The sequence below is a fragment of the Lachnotalea glycerini genome (assembly GCF_003201285.1).
In the GTDB taxonomy this organism is placed as follows: domain Bacteria; phylum Bacillota; class Clostridia; order Lachnospirales; family Lachnospiraceae; genus Lachnotalea; species Lachnotalea glycerini.
The window spans coordinates 58,010-78,982 of record NZ_QICS01000009.1; the positions used below are offsets into that span (position 1 = coordinate 58,010).

Below are 20,973 nucleotides of genomic sequence, written 5' to 3' on the forward strand. Positions count from 1 at the left end.
CCAGGCTTTTTATATTTTTTTGAAATAATGTCATAAGATTACTGTTATAATTATTTATTCTTTGTTATAATCTCCATAAAATTCCACTTCTGAAACATTTCCGTTCCAAGAGGCATCATTATAAATTCGAATATACCGATAACTCTCATGTTTTAGTAAATCATCATATTGAATATCGTACCAGATGCCTTCCTGTGCATCTGTAACTTTATTTGTTAAATTTGTCCAAGTTTCATTATCATTGGAACCTTGTATGATTAATCCATTTAACCTTGTATCATAGCCAGCTCTAGGCATAAGAACAATTTCACTTAAATCAACGCTTTTGCCCTCTTTGAAATCTATTGTATAATACGATCCTGATGATGTATTTAGATCACCATAAGTTGTAATATCACCATCAAAAATCAAATATCCAACTTTATCTGCCGATAATCCAGTGCCTGGCCACTGAACATCAGAAGCTGTTACACTTGCCAGCAAATTAACATCAAGTAATTTTGAACCGTCTACCAGAAACAAATAAGAATCATCCGTTGTCTGGTATACCGTATTCCCTTTGCTTCCATCCGCTTTTTCATAATCGATTGAAAAACTGACCTCTCCTGTTGGTACATCTCCCATAACTGCTTCTGCCAACCAATGAATGTTATCCTCTGAGCTGACAATTGCATCTTGCCCCTGAATCTGTACGGAAAGATTTTGGATTGCTTCTGTCGCTTTGATGGTAAGCTTAATCGTATCTCCTAAAGATACCTTACTGCTAACGCTTTGATCTGAACCAATTGACACGCTTTCTATTTTGTTCCCAATCTCGTAGCGTTGTCCATATATTCTAAATTCTGACAATTCAAATAAATTTTGTGTTGAATTATGAATTACATCAGGGTAATTATTTAACAACTGTATTTTAATATATCGATAACTTAAATTTTTATATTCATCCGCCACATCAAGGGTTTGAAAGTCTTGAGTAAATGCAGTTAATTCCGGCGTCAGCCTTGTCCATGTTGTTTTGTCATTTGAACCAAATACTGCAGATCCTGCTAATCTATCGGCAAAAATATTGCTTTGAAAACCAAACCCCGTTGCAGAAACTTTATAATCAGGTCCAAAATCCAGAATATGATATTTACTCGGCGCAAATAAATAGGAAACACCCGTGCCAGGATTTCCATCCACCATATTAGTAATTGACGTACTAAAGGTTGAACTCTCAACGATATCAGGGTAATCAATACTTTTATCACTCTCTAATAAAGGAGTTACTAATTCCAGATTATTTGCCGCTGTATATAATTTTTGCAGTTGTTGCGAAAATTCTTCATCCGAGTCACTTTCCATAAGAGCTATTGTGTTAGAATATTCAGTCTGATAATTTTTCAAGGAAGCTTCCACATAAATTTTATCCGAATCATATAAAGCGGTTGCTTCCTGCACTGCCAGAGAACGGTCATTTGCAACCGTAATTGTAACATTGTTAGCCGTAACTGTAGTTTTATCTGAGGCAGCAATCACAAAGGAATACGTTCCTGCCTTCGTTGGTGTCCATGTAAAGCAGCCTGAATCAGTATTTAACTCTGATGAGTCTGGTATATCATAGCCTTCATATATGATAGAATCTGATGATGAAGAATCAGTAGCAGTAAAATCAAAGCGAATCAAACTATTTTTATAAGCTATTAATTTCACCTCAGTATCTCCTGCTGTAAAAGTTGGTGGTGTCAATAATGCTCCTGCATTTACATTAAGAAAATCCAGATCTACTGTCGTGGCATTTCCTATTACTTTTAGATATAAAATATCACCCAATGACTGGTTATCATCCATTGTATAAGCCACATAGCGCCACTCATTGCTGGTATCTGGAATTACCAAAGTATCATTGATTCCAGGACTCATCTCCAGCATAGCTGTTCCATTGGTCCGTATCATAAATCCAACTGTTTTATTACTGGTAGAAGCATTCAGGAGTGCAATTTTACTTCCTCCTTTTGTAGCTGTTAAACGTACATAAGAGGTCCCATCCTCATCACTTTTTGTACAAGAATTTTCATCAAATGCCGTATATCTGTCTTCTATCTCGATTATATATGGACTTGTCTGTTCTTTACCCAGAAACAAAGCAGCATCTTCCTCGGCTTCATCCGGTAAATACAGCCAAAAATCTCCACCACCATCCACATTATTCCAATTTATATTCAAAGAACCTTCGTAATAGAAGTTAGAAGGAAGCTTCTTGGTAAACGCTTCGTAATAATACGGCGCTTTCTTTGCAACATCTTCTCCTTTTACATAAGTATAATAGGAATATAAGTCCCAAAAATTGGCTGTATTAAATCTTCCTCGGTAAGAAGGAGAAATATAGTTATATGTATCCTTTACTGTTTCATCGGAAGCAATAGAGTATGCCACTTTCGTCCAGGCTGTATCATATCCAAGCATATATTGCCAGAAATAATCGGCGGCAGCTAAAATTCTGTCTTCTAAAAATTCATAAGGACCTACCGCATTTGCTGCAGTTGATACTGTTCCATTTACAGGATCAACTTTCGTTCCCTGCGCAAGTAACATACGAGACAAGATAACAGAGTTTGTCAAATCTCCTCCTGCATGTGCCTGATCTCTTCCCATTTCAACGTGCTGTACATGTCCCTCAACCAAAGTTCCATCCGAAACTTTCTGCCCTATCTCTGCTTCTGTATCAATATATCGAAACAACTGTTTAATTGATCCGCTATATCCTTGATCGTTAGCGGTTGCATTTACTGTAAACCACTCTACTGTCTTTTCGTATCCCTCTAGGTTGTCGGCAAAAAGATAACCAGACATTGCCCCAAGAACTGTATAATTGTGTTGGTTCATAAATTGATTCTGATCACTTTGAAAGGTTTCTATGACAGGATTAATAAGGTGATTGATAAAATTGTCTGTATCGTCACTTGTCCATTCAAGAGCTTGTGTCTTACAGCTAGTATATCTTAATATTTCAGCGGCTATAGTCATTCGGTTAAGTGGTATCCCTGTATGTATGCATGCATCAGCAAAATATTCGTATTGGTCTGGATCCATTTGTGACCAAATGCGAATTATGTGCATTGCATTGCTTCTATATGTCTCATTTCCTGTTACATAGTATAAAATAGCCTGTGTATATGCTTTTAAAGCATCTGATATAAACTTTGAATTAACCCCCTGACTATTAAATGCGTATGTCCCAGGCTTGGATGTGTCTAAACTGCTTTGATTACTTGAAGTAACACTGACTGAGGCTGCCGATGACTCTAGCATTGCATTAAAATAAGTATTCCATGGCTCTATCTTATTTCGTACCTTATTTCGGACATTATCAAGCAGTTTCTTATTTAAACCGATTCCTGGATGTTGAAATCCACTTTCCGCATTGGTTTCCTCTGTAATAGCAGGTAGATAATCTGTAAAAACTACTGTTGTATCGGCTGCAGAAACAGGAAGCGCCCACATTTGTAAAGCTTGTAGCAATATAGCATTAAAAACGATTCGTTTTATATTTTTAAATTTACCCATAATCTATTTCACCCTTTCTAATTCAATCATTCGTGCATGATAAGAATACTCTCCCATTTTTTGCTTCTATTACAAAAAGTGTACTCCTGCCCTCTTCACATAACGGCAAGAGTACACCCTCATCTGGCATTTAAAATACCTTCATTTACTCTTTCATTTATTTTTTGCTATCTAAAAATGTTTGAATCTGACTGATTAATTCTGCTCTGATTTTATCCAGTCCGGCATTTTCACAAGCATCATGATATTCTTTTATTTTAGATGCTGTATCTGTTCCATATGCCGCCCACTCAAATTTATAATCTGAGGTATATGCGCTAATGGTTGCGACTTCACTCTCTACACTAGATGAATCAAAATTAAAACCAGCTAATGGACTTAACGTATAAGAGTCTTGATTGTACATGTAGTCATAAACCTTATTTGCGGTTTCATCACTGACTACTTCTTCATCGTATCTGATATAAGATGGGTTCCAAGTAAAGGAATATCCAGGCATTACATAAGATTCTGCATCTAGTGTTCGATACGCATTATCACCAATTGACTCCCAGTCTTCTCCTTCTATGCCATATTGGAACAAATCATGGTTTTCCTTTGATAACCACATCCAGTCTAAAAATGCCATAACCGCATCAGTTTTTTCTGACCAAGTGGGAACGCACAAGAAATTCCATGCCTGCTCATTGCTGATGGTTGCTTGAGGCGTAAAGTTTCTTTGCTGATCATCCATGATAAAGAAGCCAAGCTTTGCGTCTGAAACAGCATTCTTAATATTTTTTGTATGTGTCATCCATTCTGTAGCTGTTCCTAGTGTTGCTGCACAAAGACCTGTATCAAATGAAGTATCGTCACTATTTGAGACTGCATCACTATTGATATACTTAGTCCAGTCATTCAGACTCTCATACCATTCGCCAATATAATCCTTATTATATCCATCTGGAAAGCTCGTAAAGTGAGATGCATCGTCACCCACAACTGCAGCATCCAGAACTTTCGTGCTGTCACTGTTTAATGCTACATAAAATTTTGCACCCGAATTGTACATATAAATATTACTTCTTCTGTTTGAGAGATTCGGATTTTGAAACTCTGTCATACCTTGAGATCCGGTTACATTCCATACGGATGTCAGACCCTCCTCATCCAAATGTGATGAGATTCCCTCAAAGTATTGCTTCAAGGTGTCATAATCAGTGATTTCAGGCAAATTATACTTTTCACGAAGATCCTCGCGATAAACGATTCCTTTCAAATCTTCATAAGATTCTGCAAGAGGAATTGCATTTATTTTATCATTAAAGGAATTCGCTTCCAAATAGTCCTCGCTAAAAGCTGCTTTCAGACCCGGATAAGCATCATTGTTAAAATAACTCGACAAATCTTTAAATACTCCATCATTGATTTTATCACTTAGTCCCTGCCATGAACCAACAAACATTAAGTCATAATCTTCCTGCGCTGTTACTGCCAGAGTAAGCTTATCAGCATAATCGGCACCTTCCACATAAGATATATTCACCTTGATTTTACTTAATACTGGATCATCCTTTACCTTTTCATAATATACATCCAAAACCTTATCTATATTTGTTACGGGATTCATGACACGTATGTTGATTGTTGTCATATCCTCTGATTCTGCGTCAGAAGCTTCCTGATTCGACGTTTCAGAGGTTGAGCTGTTATCCGTGTCCTTAGTACTGCTGCTTTCCGATTTAGAGCAGCCGGCTAAAAGCATGGCCATCACTATTATAAGTGACAAGGTTGCTTTCATTTTTTTCTTTCTTTTCATACCTATATCCTCCTTTTATTTATCATTCACTTTGCTATGAAAGATTCATATGCAAAGAAAATTTCATTCCTTATCATCCTTTGATGGAACCAACCATAATACCAGAAGTAAAATACTTCTGAACAAACGGATAAACAAATATAACAGGACCAATCGTTACAACAGCAGTAGCCATTCGAATTGAATTACTCGGAAGATTTGAGAATGACTGTCCTGTCATACGCGCCATTTCCTTTATTGCATCCATGGATCTTGTTAAATTCATAATATAATACTGCAATGGAAACAAGTCTTTACTATCTATATAAAGCATCGCATTATACCACTGGTTCCAATACATCAATGCATAAAACAAACTAATTGTAGCTATACCTGGAATTGATACAGGTAATATTACCTTGGTTAAAATCTTAATGTCATTTGCTCCATCAATGTATGCTGCTTCTGATAGCTCTTCCGGTATTGACCTAAAGAAGTTCTTCAACATGAACATATTCCATGGATTTAATAAGACCGGAATAATTAAAACCCATATGTTATCTCTGAAATTCATGTATTTTGATATTAATAAATACGATGGAACAAGCCCTCCATTAAACAGCATGGTGAAATAAACAAAAAAACTAATAGGAGTTTTATACTTTACTTTACTCAGTGACAATGGATATGAAAGCATTATCGTTACAGCCATACTTAATATGGTACCTACTACTGTAATGAAAACGGTAACTCCATATGCCTTAAATATCTGCCCGGTCTTAAACACTGTTTCATACGCCTGCGTAGTAAACGTACTAGGCCACAGCTTATATCCATCTCTTACAATATTAGTTTCTGTTTCAAAGCTGGTCGCAATTAGCATAATAAATGGTAAAATACAAAACATGCAGAATAATGTAATTACCACAACCACAATTGTATCCAAAATTACTGCGTCCTTACCCTTTTTGATTTTACTTTTATTTAAAACAATTTCAGTCATATACATCCTCCTTTAGAATAAAGCCGAATCCGGATCTACTCTTCTTGTTAACCAATTACTAAATAAAACAATCATAAAACCAACCATAGATTGATAGAAACTGACTGCAGTACTAAAGCCAAGATTGGAATTATTTCTCAACGCCCGGTACACATAAGTATCAATTACATCAGTCTTGCTGTATATCAGGCTGTTATCACCAATCAACGCATATATCATTCCAAAGTCTCCTTTAAAAATATTTCCTATACTCATCAGTGTCAGCATTACTATTGTTGTTTTAAGCATTGGAAGTGTCAATTTTAAAATAAGCTGAAACCGATTCGCACCATCTATCTTTGCTGCTTCATATATCTGTGTATCAAAACCGGTAATCGTTGCTATGTAAATGATGGTTCCAAATCCAGCTCCCTGCCAGATGCGAAGCAGTACTAATATCACTCTCCATGAAGATGGATTCTTATAAAACTGGATGTTTTCCATACCAAAATGTGCCAGCAATTGATTCACCAGTCCCCGATCCCCCAAGAAGCCCTGTAAGAACATAGCTACCACTGCCCATGAAATAAAATAGGGAATGATAACAATTGACTGCGATGTTTTTTTAAAAGTTTTGTTCCTTATTTCTACAAACAAAAGTGCCAAAAAGACAGAGGTGATTGTACCGAAAATAATAAACAAAAGATTGAGATAAACGGTATTAAACGTTATATTAAATAAATCTTTATTTGAAAATAAAAATTTGAAATTATCAAGACCTGCCCACGGACTTTTTAAAATACCATCAGCATAGCTGAACTTTTTAAATGCCACTACCAGACCAGCCATGGGCAGATAGGAAAATATTAAAATCCAAACGATACCAATAGACATCATCGTATATAGCAGTCTGTTCTTAAATAATTCCTGCCCTACTCCTTTGATACCTTTCTTCTTCGATCTGACTGCTGTTTTGTTCATTCTTTTCCTCCTTAAGACAAGTCTTTCTTTACTCATGCAAGTTTGATAATAATTGAAAATCCAGATTAATAAACCTGAAAATAATTTTAAATTATCATTTTCATACAGCATTTTTTGTATACATAAAAAATATCACATTATGCGCAACCGATAAACTCAGTTTTTTAAGCACAATGTGATACTTTTTATGATATTTCTTATCATTCATTTAATTTTGACTTTTTATATTCGGAGGGACTGGAATCATATAGTTCTTTGAATTTATCTGTAAATTGTCTGACATTATTGTACCCTACTTTTTCAGCAATCTCATAGGTCTTTAAATCAGTACTTAAAATCAAGCGTAACGCTTCTTTCATTCGAATATCAGTCAAATAGGCTTTGAAATTTTTACCTGTCTCTTTCTTAAAAAAAGAACTGAAATAAAAAGAATTCATATAAAATTGTTTTGCCATATGAGAAAGCGTTATATTTTCAACGTAATTTTGCTGAATATAATCTTTTATTCTGGCCACAATTAATTTATCTTTATTTCCTACTTCATCAAATATTGAATTTGTAAATTCCTTATAATACTCAATAAATTTATTTTTAACTTCTTCAAATGTATCCAAAAGCCTGATTGTGTTCATAAAATCATCCTGTCTGTCACGATATGATTCATCAATCAGATTATAATCTGCTAATGTCTGATAAAAATTCACGATGAATGAAAAGCACCGATTGATAGCTGCATAACGATTTCCATAATGCAAATTTTCTATAATATCCAGACAAACCAATAAATCATGTTCAATATTTTTATCTCCTGCTATGATTTTTTTGATGATTATATCAACTACTTGCTGAAAGTCGTCAAAAGAACATTCATATTCTTTTTTTATATTTTGATAAACAATAAGATTTTTATTTTCAAAATATTTAAGCTCAAATGCGAATTTTGCTGTTTTATAAGCATATTTTAACTTAGTAATATTTGTTACCTTATCACCAATTGCAACAAACATGTGGATTTGATAGTCTTTTAAAATCATTGCTACCACAGGCTCAATATAAATGGCGATCATATCTTCCACTTTCTCCTTAGGTAAAAGAATCATAATATTGCAACTGCTGTCATCTCTCTTTATGACAAAACCATTTCTATTATCGGTAAAATACGTCTGAATGCGATTAAAAATTGAAAATCGAATTAATTCATATTTTTCATACATGTGATAAGTAAGCTGCTTCTTATCCTCGTTACTGATGGAAAAGCAGACTCCCACAAATAACTTATCCGTAAAATCCAACCCCAGAGCATGAAATTGATTGTATAACTCTTCTTCCGCATATTCATTATTTTTATTGATATCACTGAATATTTCCCGAATCTCGTTTTTCGTTTCCTGCAAAAGTGTTACTGGATTTTGCTGCCAAATCAACATTTGTGCTTTCTTAACAGCCTGTTCCAGATTTGCTTTTTTTACAGGCTTTAGTAAGTATTCTACAGCGCCTTCTTTTAATGCTTCCTGCGCATAAAAGAAATCCTGATATCCACTGATGAAAATTACTTTTGTTTTATAATTTTCTTTATTTATTTTTTTAATCAATTCAATTCCGGTCAATCCAGGCATACAGATATCAAATATTGCAATATCTGGATTTTCTTTTCTTAAACAATCCAATGTCTCCATACCGTCATATGCTGTACCGACAATCTCACAATCCAGCTCATTCCATTTTATCATATTTTTTAAGCCGTTAATGATAACCGGCTCATCATCTGCAATTAATACCTTAAGCATACTATTCCTTTCTGCCTGTTGTCTCTTAAAACAAATGATCAACCCAATTGGCCGCTTATGATAGTCTATTAATTGATGTGTTGCAGTCATGTTAATCGAATAGGCAATTTGTACCTTACAATCGTTCCAAGCTTTTCACAACTTGTTATTTCAAAACCATATGCATCTCCATAATTGTTTTTAATTCGGTCATAAACATTTTTTAGGCCTATACCTGACCAACCATCTTCGGTTTTATGTCCTATCCTTTCACTTGCCAACAAGGCGTTAATTTCTTGCAGTTTTTCTTCTGACATACCAATTCCATCATCCATTACCGTGATCTCAAGATAATCTGTTTTCCTTATCGCTTTTATGCTGATTTTACCAACATCTCTTTTATTAACAAAACCATGCTTTACAGAGTTTTCAACAATTGGCTGTAACAATAATTTCATTACATATAATTCCATATCCTCCTTATTGACATTGATTTCTAAATCCAGATGATTCTCATATCGGATTTTAACAATAACTAAATACTCCCTAATGTTTTCTAATTCCTTAGACAGTAAAACCATATCGCTGCTTTGTCCAATCAAATATTGAAGCTGACTGGATAAACTGTCTAACATAAGTGCTGTTTTTTCATCGTGGTTGGCTAATGCAGTCATACGAATCACATCTAACGTATTATAAAGATAATGAGGACTAATCTGAGTTTTTAAAGCATTCAACTGTGCTTCTTTTTGTCGCAGCTCCGCAACATACACTTTTTTAATATAATTTTGCAGATTATCCATCATATTATTTAATCCATCCGCTAAAAACCCCATCTCATCTTTACTACAGTTTTGAGCTCTGATATCCAGATTCCCATTTTCTATTTCTACCATTACATTTTTTAATTCACGTGCCGGCTTACTAATCTTTCTGGATGATAATAGATTAATGATAATAAGTAATGTGCTGGTACAAATTAAAATAATGGAGAAATATACTATATTTACTTTATAAATTTTATAAATATCTTTATTATATATTTTTGTTACTACCATCCACGGACTATTGCTGATATCTTGATATACGATAAAACAATCCTGCTTTTGAATGTAATTTTGATCCGATTTCGTATTGATCTCTTTCCTATCATCAAAGGTTGTTCCATAGTCTTCATAATCGGCGCTATAAATATAAGAACCACTGTTCTTATCTACTATATAAAATTTACTCTCTTCATATAATTGTATATCTTTTATGAAAGATAGTATTTTATTGATATTGACATCCAGATAAACTGTTCCTAGTACGGTATTATTCGCAGCAGCTACTGTTGATGTATCCATATAGAATCTTGCAACCGTAAAATCATACTGTTTGGATGGATAATAGTACTTACTTTCCGCATATGTCGCAAAAAATTGAAGTTTTTTATAAATATTGGTATTATCACTTTGTAATTTATCCATAAGCATCACTTTTCCATAAATACTTTTGGTGGGATCTCGATAAATGCAATAAAGCTTATTATTGTTATCTATAAATCTTACCCCTTCAATATAAGTATCCATGTACAGCATGGTATTTAAAACTGTTTCAATTTTGTTTGCCAATTGAGCGCTTGTAAGAGATTCATCTTTTAAAAGCTGATAAAAATAAGTATACTCATCCGAATTATAATCATATGGATATCTTAATGTTTCATCCAGTTCGCTTAACATGCTCTCTATATTTTTGCTTATATAAAGAGATTGTGATGATGCATTGCTTATAATCAAATCCTTTATATTATCTGAATAGCGTTTCACAAATATGCTGCCAATAATCACTAAAGGCAACAATCCAATTAACATGAAAGCAATTGTTAAGTGTAAAAACATACTTTTATTTTTTTGTGCTCTTTTTTTCATTTTGGCTCACCACATACTAAAAGCTATCCTTTATAATTAATCGCTATTTTGCTATACATTTATCCCACTTTTTATCCAAAATATCTGCCGTTTCGTCTATGGTATATTTGCCATCGATAAAATCCTGAATCAGTTGATACATGTCATTCAAGAAACCTTCCGGCGTTGCATAATCACCAATTCCTCCGCTTGTAAACGTTTCACATTCCTCATAATCCCTTAAAAGCTTTTCCCTCACAGGTATCGTTTGATATATTATCTTTTCTTTTGTGACCGGCATAGCATTCATAATTTCACACACATTTGAATAAACCTGTTTGCTGTAAAAAAATTGCAAGAACAAAAGAGAAGCTTCATACTTATCTTCATCCTGTGCACATTCTGTTGTAATGGACCATCCTGCCGGAATATCATTTAGCGCTATCATATCTCCGTTCTCATCAGGCAAATAAAACCACCCCAGTTCAGCATCCGGATTTAAATTGAGTATCTGTGAAAACATCCACGGTCCGGAATAAAGCATTACAGCCTGCCCATAAGCTAAAGCAGAGGCTGTAGAGCTATCCTGTGTACTACGATAATTTTGATTTACATATCCCTGACTAAATACTTCTAAGATATCCTTTAGCATCTGTTTTGGCTCAGCATCTGTCCATGAAACAACACCCGCTGTTCTATCCTCCTCCCAGTCAGCATTTTTGAGTAAGACATCCGTGCGAAAGAAGTGGTTGATCCAAAATCCCATATGCCATAAATCTTTTCCCCCTACAATAATTGGTGTAAGCCTGTATTTCTTAATCTTTTCACAGATAGTCAAAAATTCTTCAAATGTTTCCGGTTCTTTTAATCCAATCTGCCTAAATATTTTTTTATTATAAATGATACCTTGTGTCGAGCTTGTCGTTGAAACGGAATAAATCTGATCCTTATACTTTACTGAGTAATTTACCAATGATGTGATATTATCTGGTAATGGAACGATTCTTCCATTGGCTGCATATTGCTCTACGTCAGTCATTTCAACAATGTCACCCAATTCTCCTACTGCGTCCTGCTTTTTCAGAAAATCGGCATAAATATCAGAACTGGCAGTTCCCGTTGATAATTGAACTGTTATTTGGGGGTATTGTTCCATAAATTCTCTTGCCACTGTATCAATTGCCTGGTTCCAAGAAGAATCTCCTCCTGCAAAGGTAAGTGTAATCGTAGTCTCTTTTTGTGCTTCTTTACTTATATTCTGTTTCTCGTTACTATTTGATTTCTGACAAGAGCTAAACAAAAAAACGAATAGCATAATGCAAAGAATGTATTTTGATCTTCTCATACAGCCTTTTTCCTCCAAGAATCAAATTTTATAAATAAAACAATCTATTCTTACTATAGCATAAAATAAAACAAATCAAAATAGTAATTCGAGCGTTTAACATTTTGTATTTGCCGTTTTATATTCAAAATAATCAAAATCAGCATACGTTTTAAAGCCCGTTAAATCCTGACAGCAAATTCCTACCATTGCTCCGGTAAACCATCCTTCGTTACATGCCTCATCGGACAAAATACTGGCGTCTAAAACCGGGCCTATTTTCACATATTCAGCTTCATTTGATATACTATAGTAAAATTGCAATTTATCATAATCAACCTCAGCCTTAAGATAGATTTTAGTTGCATTCCCTATTGGATAAAAGCCAATTGGGTATTCATATTTTTTATTTTCAGCAGTTAATATTGAAATACATTTTCCCAATTCCTCATCATGTGTAACATGAAGATAAAAATAATTATCATAGTCATAAAGGCAAATTAATCCTGCCATATTTTTAAAAACCGTAGGCTCATATTCCATGCAGGTGCTTGCTTCAAATTGAAATTCTGTCCATCTTCTGGCGATCAGACTTTGGCTGAATCTCGAAGAAAGTCCCGATCTGCCATAAAGACGTAAATATCCTTTACGGGCAGAAAGAGAATAATAGGTATCATCAAGTGGAATACGCAAGGATTGAAATTCAAGATCCAGCGTTTTCTGATCGAAATCATCTCTGTCGGGCTTGCTTGCAAACAAGTATTCAGGCAGATTGGGGGCTTCTACTTCCTCTTGCGGATAATTGGTACCGTTATCAAGCACAAGCCAATTATCATTTGTCCATTTCATTTTCTGAATTGCAGTTTCACGTCCTAAAGGATACCTTCGACATCCTTCGAATTTTGTACCCGCTGGATTTTTGTTTTCCAGTGCTCGAGCGCATAGATGAACCGCATACCACTCCCCATTTTGGGTTTCTACAAGGTCGCAATGACCTGCTTTTTGCAATAACAGGTTCGGATCATTCCTTGCAGTAAGTATAGAATTTTTATCATACCATTCATAAGGCCCCCAGACTGATTTGGATCGCTGTATGGATTGTCCATGTCTTTCCCCTGTACCTGAATCCGCTGAAAACAGATAATAATATTCACCCCTCTTAAAAATATGTGGACCCTCTAAAAAGATCTTATCACCCTTATATATTTCGCCTACCTCTCCAATCATTTTCTTTTCTTTATCAGAATATTCCTGAAGAATCAATCTTCCCCTATACTTCGCCGGAATCCGATGATCCGTAACCATGCTGACCATATACTTTCTGCCATCATCATCATGAAAAAGTGACGGATCGAACCCAAAATTATTCAAGGGAATTGGATCGGACCATGGTCCCATGATATCCGTTGCGGTTACCAAATAATTATTCGTATCATACATATTGCAATAGAAAGAGTTGACTACCGTGTATACCAGAAAATAACGATGATCAGCATAGGTCAAACAAGGCGCCCAAATACCTTGAGAAGCGCCTACACCTCGTAAATCAAGCTGTGATATCCGATTTAATGGATGGGTCAGCAATTCCCAGTGAATGAGATCCTTAGAATGATGAATCTGCACTCCCGGCCACCATTCAAAGGTTGAAGTGGCGATGTAATAATCCTCTTTTACCCGAATAATGGAAGGATCAGGATTAAAACCACGCAAAATTGGATTTTTTATTTTTTCCTTCATTTCTAAATTCCCTCCATTACCACAATAATATATTGTTTTCCTTTAATTTAAAGATAGCTTCCATAAAAAAGTAGTCACCATAAATAATATTAATATGATGTTCTTTGGAATGGTATGCTTCTGTACAATTTTCAAGAATACAGTCGCAATCCTTAGACCAATTGCATCTTCTATCATCCAAAACCCGTAATAGTTTTAAAGCAGCACTTAAATATAAATCTTTTTCCATTGTATTGACTTGCTTCGCAATCTCAATTAAGCCGCAAGATGCAATTGCAGCCGCCGTTGAATCCTCCCATGCAGGCTCTTTAGGCTGTCGGAAATCCACCGGAATAATTCCGCTTTCTGGTATATTAGAAATGAAATAATGAGCTACTCGCTTTGCTGTATTTAAGTATTCAATATGACCGGTATGAATGTAACTGAGAATAAACCCATAAAGTGCCCATGACTGCCCCCGTGTCCAAGAAGATCCATTCTCATAGCCTTGGCCACCGTGAGTCTTAACGAATCCGCCTTGCAATGGATCAAATTCAACGATATGCTCCGATGAGCCATCAGGTCTTATAAAATATTCCATAACAGTATTTGCATGTTGGGTTGCAATATGTTGAAATCTGGGATCACCTGTCACTTCAAAGGCCCAATATAGTAAAGGGATATTCATCATACAATCAATAATAGCCCATCCTGTAGTGTCATCACTTCCTATACTGTTCCATGCACGAATAAATTTTCCTACTGGATTAAATCGTCCTGCCAAAAGATTTGCTGCATGCAGTCCTCTTTTTTTTGATTCGGGATTTTGGGTAATACGATAATCTGCCACAGCAGTCAGCAGCCACATAAAACCAACATCATGATGCAAACCCAAATAATCATCAAAACACCAATCCAGCTTTTTCTCAGAAAATTTAGCAATTTCAGCATATTTTTCTTCTTTCGTTTCATGATACATCAACCACATCATTCCACCCCAAAAGCCATTCGTCCACCAATTAAGACCATCTGTTCTCCTAAATTCACGCTCGCTGTTGTTATAATTATCGTGAATTCCATTCATGGTGGTATATGGAATTTTATCCTTTGATTTTTCGCTAACCCAATTAAGCTTACGATTGATTTTTTCTATTACTGATTCCACCCATTTTATATCTTTTTCCTGCAACATTATAAATCCTCCATTCAATAATAATTTTATTATTTTTTAGTATGTATTTCTTTTTATATTTCCTGTCGCTTACTTGACTCTTTAACACTGCATTGTATTTTATATCTTTCTTTTTGGCATCCTTTTCTAATGTATGAAATATTACCTCTTGCATCTCGTTGCAGAATTACTTCATTCATATTTCCTTTCTCATAAGAAAATGTCTCATAATCGTCCTCGTATAAGGTAAACTGCGTTTCACCTGTTCCAAATTCCTTTACCTTGATCTCAAACACCGTATCCTTAGAAACATATAAAACAGGTTTGGCAATTGGAATGATTGTATTTTCTCTTACATAAACTGGAATTTGGTCATAATCTGCTTTTATGGTAATGGATTTTCCTCCTTGAATGACTTCCCCTGTAAAGAAATGATACCAGACACCTTCAGGTAAATATATCTGGCGCGTAATTTTATCTTCAATAGTCAATGGGCATACCAAAAGACTCTTACCAAACATATATTCATCATCAATATTTCTAACCTGTTCATCGTTCGAATAATCCATGACCAAAGCTCTGATTGGCGGAGTGCCGTTTTGATAATACTCAACAAACGCACTGTATAAATACGGTAATAATTGCATACGAATCTCAAAATATTTCCGACAAGCATTTGTATAATAGGTTGCTTCCTCCATCCACTCACCTGCAAGATTTTTTTCAATATCTACTTGCTTCCAGGGGGGACTGGGTATTCTCCAGCTATTAATTAAAGCCTGCTCAGAAAAAACAATCGTCTGGAGTCTTCTCAATAAATCGTTTTCATTCAAACAATCTCTTACTTCCGGTGCCCATAGCAAACCCGAAAATCCGGATGTAACCATTCCCCTGATAAACTGCTTGTGATCATACAAATCCGAATATAAGACAAATGGGAGCGGTGCGGCTAAAGCTCCGGAAGAACGCACCTGAGAAAAGGTTCGCACCAATTCATTTTTAAAAACACGGTACAAAAGATTCTGATATAAGATCCCTATTGCCATATGCATCTGCTCACCATCCATATTGGAAGGAAATTTTGTTGAATCAGGAAATGACCAATCGGAAGGATTATAATCAGAATTGTCACACTCATCTAGCTTAAAACCTTTGATACCTAACTTTACAAATTCTTTTTGGTGATACTGTGCAAATATACTACAAGCTTCTTTGGTTGCGAAATCAGGTACTAATCCATTCCAAACCTCACACTCTCCACTGTATTTCATAATTTGCTCATAAAATGGTGCTGTTGGATAAACATAACTATGTTCCCAAAGATTTAATTTGTATCCCTTCTGCTCCAATTGTTGTATCATTTGCTGTGGTTTTTCAAATAGGTAAGACCATTTATAGGAACAAGAATAGCTATGAGAGTGCCAGCCAGGCTCCAATCCCAAAACATCCATTGGCATATGTTCCTCACGAAATAATCTTGCCAATTCAAGCACTGTGTCCTGACTGCTGCCTCCATAGGTGCGATACCACATTCCAAGTCCCCACATTGGTGGAAGGCATCCGCCTCCTGAAAACAAATTGTACCGCTGCACTACTTCTTTGATGTCTCCTGTAAAAAAGTAAATATCGACCCCTTTTACCCTGGGTATTTCAATGATAATTTTTCTTTTTTCTTTCGCTCGTTTCAGGGCATACAATGCAGACTCGGAAAATTCCTTATGCTCAATATTTTCCTGCTGCATATGTTTGGAACTCCCTTTCTCTGCAACTGTCCCCATGTAGAAACTTATATAGCGAAAAGAATCAACAAATAATCCATATCCTGCTGTTGAAATATAAAATGGAACGGGAGCGTGACTTTCTCCCGTATCGGAAGGCGGATCAGAATTCACTTTTATTATCCTCTTTCTACCTGCATGATTTATGCTTTTAAGCTGCAATCCAAAGCCATAGATATCTTCCGATGCCTCCATTGGCAGTGTTATAGTAATTCCTCTTATACTCGTTTCCCATTGCATTTGTTCCATAACTTCTGGTTTTATTTTTCTTTTCTTAAGTTTTTCTAATGCTTCATTTTTTACCGGAAACTTACGAATAGAGGTTGGATTCCATGTTTCTGGTTCTCCGATTGTAATTCTCCAAATACCATTTGCTATTGCTTTCATCCTTTCTTTTCATCCCTCGTCTTTCTATTAATAATAAAAATCAGCTATATACATAAACTGCTTTTATATCTTATGAATATAAAATTTATATTCTTTTTCATATTGCAGCAACCGCATAAATTCAGTTTTTCTTATATTTTATAATAATGCTTTTCTTTCTAAGCTACAATGTATTATAATGTTATTAACTGACTTATTCTGTTATTTTATTTTAAGGGGGAAACTCTATGATTGTAGTTACGAATTGTGGACATGATTCAAGACATAAGACAAAATTTCATATGACGCGCAAAGCCGGTGTACCAAACTATATTCTTTTATTAGTAAAAACGGAAGCGTTTTTCGAGCTGAACGGTAACATCGAGAAAACGAGCCCAAATATGGCGATACTTTTTGACCGCAATACCTATATACATTATGGTTGTGAACAAGATTCTTATAATGATGATTGGATTCACTTTGATTTTATTGACGAGCCCTCATTGCTTGATTGCTTAAACATCCCTTTTAACCAACCAATCTATCTGCCCCAGATTAATCATTTATCACTCTATATACGCTTACTGGTTCAGGAAAATCATACTCACTCCTTACATCAAAAGCAGATTCAAGATTCTATCATGCGCATATTTTTATACAGTCTGGATTCTCAGATTGCAATGCTGCCAAGCGCTGTTAAATATCATAAGCATTATCAGATCATGAATCAGCTTCGCATGTATATTCTAAACACTCCGCATAAAAAATGGAGCGTGGACTATATGGCTGACTATGTTCATATGAGTCCTTTCTATTTTCAGCATTTATACAAGGAACTTTACCACATCTCCTGTATGCAGGAAGTGATTCTGGCTCGCATTGAAAGGGCAAAGTTTTATCTGACTACTACCGATATGTCAGTCAAGGCTGTGTCTGATTTTTGTGGGTATGAAAACGATCTGCATTTCATTCGCCAGTTTAAAAAAAAGGAAGGATTGACACCTACGCAATACAGAATTGCTTATCAAATAAAAATTGATTTGTTATAAGCCAATCCTTGCCTAATCTTGAGAAGATAGGAAGTAATGAATGAAATTATATGATATCCGTTTTATTTGTATTGAGGTCATGATAAGCAAGCCGTTTGAATGCAATTTCTTCCCATTTTGTAGCGGCTTGTCCATAATTACAATAAGGATCAATGGAAATGCCCCCTCGAGGAGTGAATCTTCCCCATACTTCAATATATTTAGGTTCCATAAGTGCAATCAAATCTTTCATAATAATATTGATGCAGTCTTCATGAAAATCTCCATGATTTCTAAAACTAAACAGATAAAGTTTTAGAGACTTGCTTTCTACCATTCTAACATTGGGTACATAGGAAATCGCAATTGATGCAAAATCAGGTTGTCCGGTAATAGGACAAAGACTGGTGAATTCTGGACAATTGAATTTCACAAAATAGTCATTCTCCTGATGCTTATTGACAAAGGTTTCTAATACAGACGGATTATAATCCATTTGATATTTGGTTCCTTGATTTCCTAAATGTGTAATTCCTGTTGTTTCTTCTTTTATTCTTCCTGTCATAACGTGTTTTCCTCTCTTATTAATTAGATCAGACATTCGCCGGATCACATACGCCATTTTCTGCAAATGCGTTAATTCGGTCGATGCAAGTTCCACATTTTCCACATGGCTTCTCATCCCCTTCGTAACAGCTCCAGGTTAATTCATAGGGCACTTTTAATGCAAGGCCTTCTTGTACTATTTTTTTCTTGGTCCACATAACAAAAGGCGCCTCTATCTTAAGTTGATTTCCACTTCCTATATAAATGGCCTGATTCATTGCTTCTTGGAAAGCACTGCTGCAATCTGGATAGGCATTGCCTGCTGCGTCATCACTGTGAGCTCCATAGTATATGATGCCGCATCCCTTTGACAAAGCAATACTCGCAGCAGAAGACAAAAACAAGCCGTTACGAAAAGGTACGTAGGTCGATACTGGTTTTCCGTAACGCTTTTCTAACTGCTTTACATAAGTCTCCTTGGGAATTTCCTGCTTGGAATGTTCCAATAATGAGCAATCACTGTACTCAAATATTTTTGATAAATCTAAGTATATCAATTCGACTTGATAATAATCTGCAATTTTTCTTGCCGCTTCTATTTCCTTTGTATGTTTTTGTCCATACGAAACAGTAAGTGTAACTACATTTTTTCTTCCATATTTTTCAATCGCCAATCCCAGACAGGTTGAGCTGTCTACTCCGCCGCTTAATAGTACCAATGCTTTCATAAATAATCTCCTCATCTAACCTAATTATTTCTTATCTGCTCTATAAATTAAACCCCTCGCTGATTGGGTTCCCATATGATTTTGTGCATCTGTAGCTGTAGTGTTACTCCATTCATAGAATGTTTTATCATATAATTCACTACGTCTACTAAATCGATTTTGTTATATACCGTACTGATATAGACATGACATTGATTCATTAATTGATTTGCTGTAATGATATCTCTTGCACGATCTAAATCCTGTAAATTACCTACCACGAATTTAACAGTATCTTTCTTTTTCAACAATTTAAAATTAGTTACTAACATTTCTGATTCCATCATACTTGACGCAAGCTTATAATCCATTGTGAAAGAAGGAGCATGGTCAATTGCTGCAAACATTGATAAATCTATGCTTCCGTTTGTTTCAATTTCTACTTGTAAATCAGTATCTTTTGTTAGCATTTGAATCAGTTGTATTATGTTTGGATTTTGTAAAGGTTCGCCTCCTGTCAGCGTAACATTTTTTACGCCTGTTTCTTTGATATAATTGTAAATTTGTTGATCTGACATTAATGTATAGGCGGCATCCTTTTGGTTTGCCCAAGCAGTATCACAATAAGAGCAATTCAGATTACATCCCTTAAATCGAATAAACACAGCCAATTGCCCTGCCAATACTCCTTCTCCATTTATGCTGACAAATTTCTCTACTACCTTATACTTAGACATGAATCCTCCTCATAAGAAGCACAATTATTCGGTGTTTCATAAATGGTGGCACGTTTCATTTGATAGCCTTTTTTCACCATTTTATTATAAAAATATCTTGCAAACAGCTCTGCTGTTGGTCGAAAGTCCAACTCAATAATACGAAAGCCTTCTTCTCTGAGTGCCTGAAGAGTGGTGATTTTCAACGAATTCTTCTCAATCAGCAATGCATGGTCTAAATAATCTACTTCTTTTTTTATATCCTGCTTCAGCTTTGCAAAGTCAACAACCATTCCTTTTAACTGCTTCTCATCTTGCAATACCAGACTCATCACTTCAACCACAACACGCCATCTATGCCCATGTATATTCTTACACTTTCCTTCATAATCTGCCAGAAAATGTGCAGAATCAAAGCATTGTTCCGATTTTAAATAATACATAATTATTTATCCTTTCCTATGAAATAAAAATTCCCTACACCGCAAAAAAATAGGCATACAAAACTATGCCTATTTTTAATACTCGTTATCATAATTAATTGAGTGAATCTTCTAATTCACCTTTTAATTAACTCTATTAAAATCAGCCCTGGTTTTGTTTAAAGACAGGATGGTACAAATGAACTGTCTATTAATTTCCTAATGAGTATAGCATTGAAAAGATGATCGTGTCAAGCT

At 35.2% G+C, this 20,973-nt stretch carries 15 protein-coding genes; 1 reads left to right on the forward strand and 14 read right to left on the reverse strand.

Annotation, left to right across the window (positions count from 1 at the left end):
* Positions 1-54: 54 nt before the first annotated feature.
* From C8E03_RS15440 to C8E03_RS15485, 10 genes are all read right to left on the reverse strand, one after another.
* Positions 55-3,546, reverse strand: coding sequence for a discoidin domain-containing protein (locus C8E03_RS15440; protein WP_110291505.1), 3,492 nt, complete (start codon positions 3,544-3,546; stop codon positions 55-57).
* Positions 3,547-3,703: 157 nt separating this feature from the next.
* On the reverse strand, positions 3,704-5,344 hold the full coding sequence (locus C8E03_RS15445; protein ID WP_094376099.1) for an ABC transporter substrate-binding protein: 1,641 nt from the start codon (positions 5,342-5,344) through the stop codon (positions 3,704-3,706).
* A gap of 73 nt (positions 5,345-5,417) precedes the next feature.
* Positions 5,418-6,326 (reverse strand): carbohydrate ABC transporter permease, encoded by a 909-nt coding sequence (locus tag C8E03_RS15450; RefSeq protein WP_094376098.1) that lies wholly within the window; start codon positions 6,324-6,326, stop codon positions 5,418-5,420.
* Positions 6,327-6,338: 12 nt separating this feature from the next.
* A complete protein-coding gene (locus tag C8E03_RS15455) occupies positions 6,339-7,286 on the reverse strand; it encodes an ABC transporter permease (protein ID WP_094376097.1) in 948 nt (315 codons plus the stop codon).
* Between the two features lie 200 nt (positions 7,287-7,486).
* On the reverse strand, positions 7,487-9,073 hold the full coding sequence (locus C8E03_RS15460; protein WP_170123017.1) for a response regulator transcription factor: 1,587 nt from the start codon (positions 9,071-9,073) through the stop codon (positions 7,487-7,489).
* An 86-nt stretch (positions 9,074-9,159) separates the two neighbouring features.
* Positions 9,160-10,962 (reverse strand): sensor histidine kinase, encoded by a 1,803-nt coding sequence (locus tag C8E03_RS15465; RefSeq protein ID WP_110291508.1) that lies wholly within the window; start codon positions 10,960-10,962, stop codon positions 9,160-9,162.
* 43 nt (positions 10,963-11,005) lie between these two features.
* Positions 11,006-12,286 (reverse strand): ABC transporter substrate-binding protein, encoded by a 1,281-nt coding sequence (locus C8E03_RS15470; protein ID WP_094376094.1) that lies wholly within the window; start codon positions 12,284-12,286, stop codon positions 11,006-11,008.
* A gap of 96 nt (positions 12,287-12,382) precedes the next feature.
* A complete protein-coding gene (locus tag C8E03_RS15475) occupies positions 12,383-14,002 on the reverse strand; it encodes a glycoside hydrolase family 43 protein (RefSeq protein ID WP_110291509.1) in 1,620 nt (539 codons plus the stop codon).
* Between the two features lie 16 nt (positions 14,003-14,018).
* On the reverse strand, positions 14,019-15,173 hold the full coding sequence (locus tag C8E03_RS15480; RefSeq protein ID WP_094376092.1) for a glycoside hydrolase family 88 protein: 1,155 nt from the start codon (positions 15,171-15,173) through the stop codon (positions 14,019-14,021).
* Between the two features lie 53 nt (positions 15,174-15,226).
* Positions 15,227-17,317: a TIM-barrel domain-containing protein gene (locus C8E03_RS15485; RefSeq protein ID WP_110291510.1), complete on the reverse strand. Its 2,091-nt coding sequence runs from the start codon at positions 17,315-17,317 to the stop codon at positions 15,227-15,229.
* A 227-nt stretch (positions 17,318-17,544) separates the two neighbouring features.
* Here C8E03_RS15485 and C8E03_RS15490 point away from each other — a divergent pair, with 227 nt between their 5' ends.
* Positions 17,545-18,345 (forward strand): helix-turn-helix transcriptional regulator, encoded by an 801-nt coding sequence (locus tag C8E03_RS15490; protein ID WP_094376090.1) that lies wholly within the window; start codon positions 17,545-17,547, stop codon positions 18,343-18,345.
* Positions 18,346-18,391: 46 nt separating this feature from the next.
* On the opposite strand, the gene queF is transcribed toward C8E03_RS15490, so the two are convergent.
* From queF to queD, 4 genes are read right to left on the reverse strand one after another with little or no spacing between them, the layout of a single operon-like run.
* Positions 18,392-18,889, reverse strand: a complete 498-nt coding sequence (queF, locus tag C8E03_RS15495) for a preQ(1) synthase (RefSeq protein ID WP_094376089.1) — start codon at positions 18,887-18,889, stop codon at positions 18,392-18,394.
* Positions 18,890-18,917: 28 nt separating this feature from the next.
* Positions 18,918-19,598 carry a 7-cyano-7-deazaguanine synthase QueC gene (gene queC / locus C8E03_RS15500; protein ID WP_094376088.1) on the reverse strand — a complete coding sequence of 227 codons (681 nt, stop codon included), beginning with the start codon at positions 19,596-19,598 and terminating at the stop codon, positions 18,918-18,920.
* A 47-nt stretch (positions 19,599-19,645) separates the two neighbouring features.
* Complete coding sequence (gene queE / locus C8E03_RS15505; RefSeq protein ID WP_094376087.1) at positions 19,646-20,314, reverse strand: putative 7-carboxy-7-deazaguanine synthase QueE; 669 nt, start codon at positions 20,312-20,314, stop codon at positions 19,646-19,648.
* On the reverse strand, positions 20,296-20,736 hold the full coding sequence (gene queD / locus C8E03_RS15510; protein WP_094376086.1) for a 6-carboxytetrahydropterin synthase QueD: 441 nt from the start codon (positions 20,734-20,736) through the stop codon (positions 20,296-20,298). The genes queE and queD overlap by 19 nt, the downstream gene beginning before the upstream one ends.
* Positions 20,737-20,973: the final 237 nt, after the last annotated feature.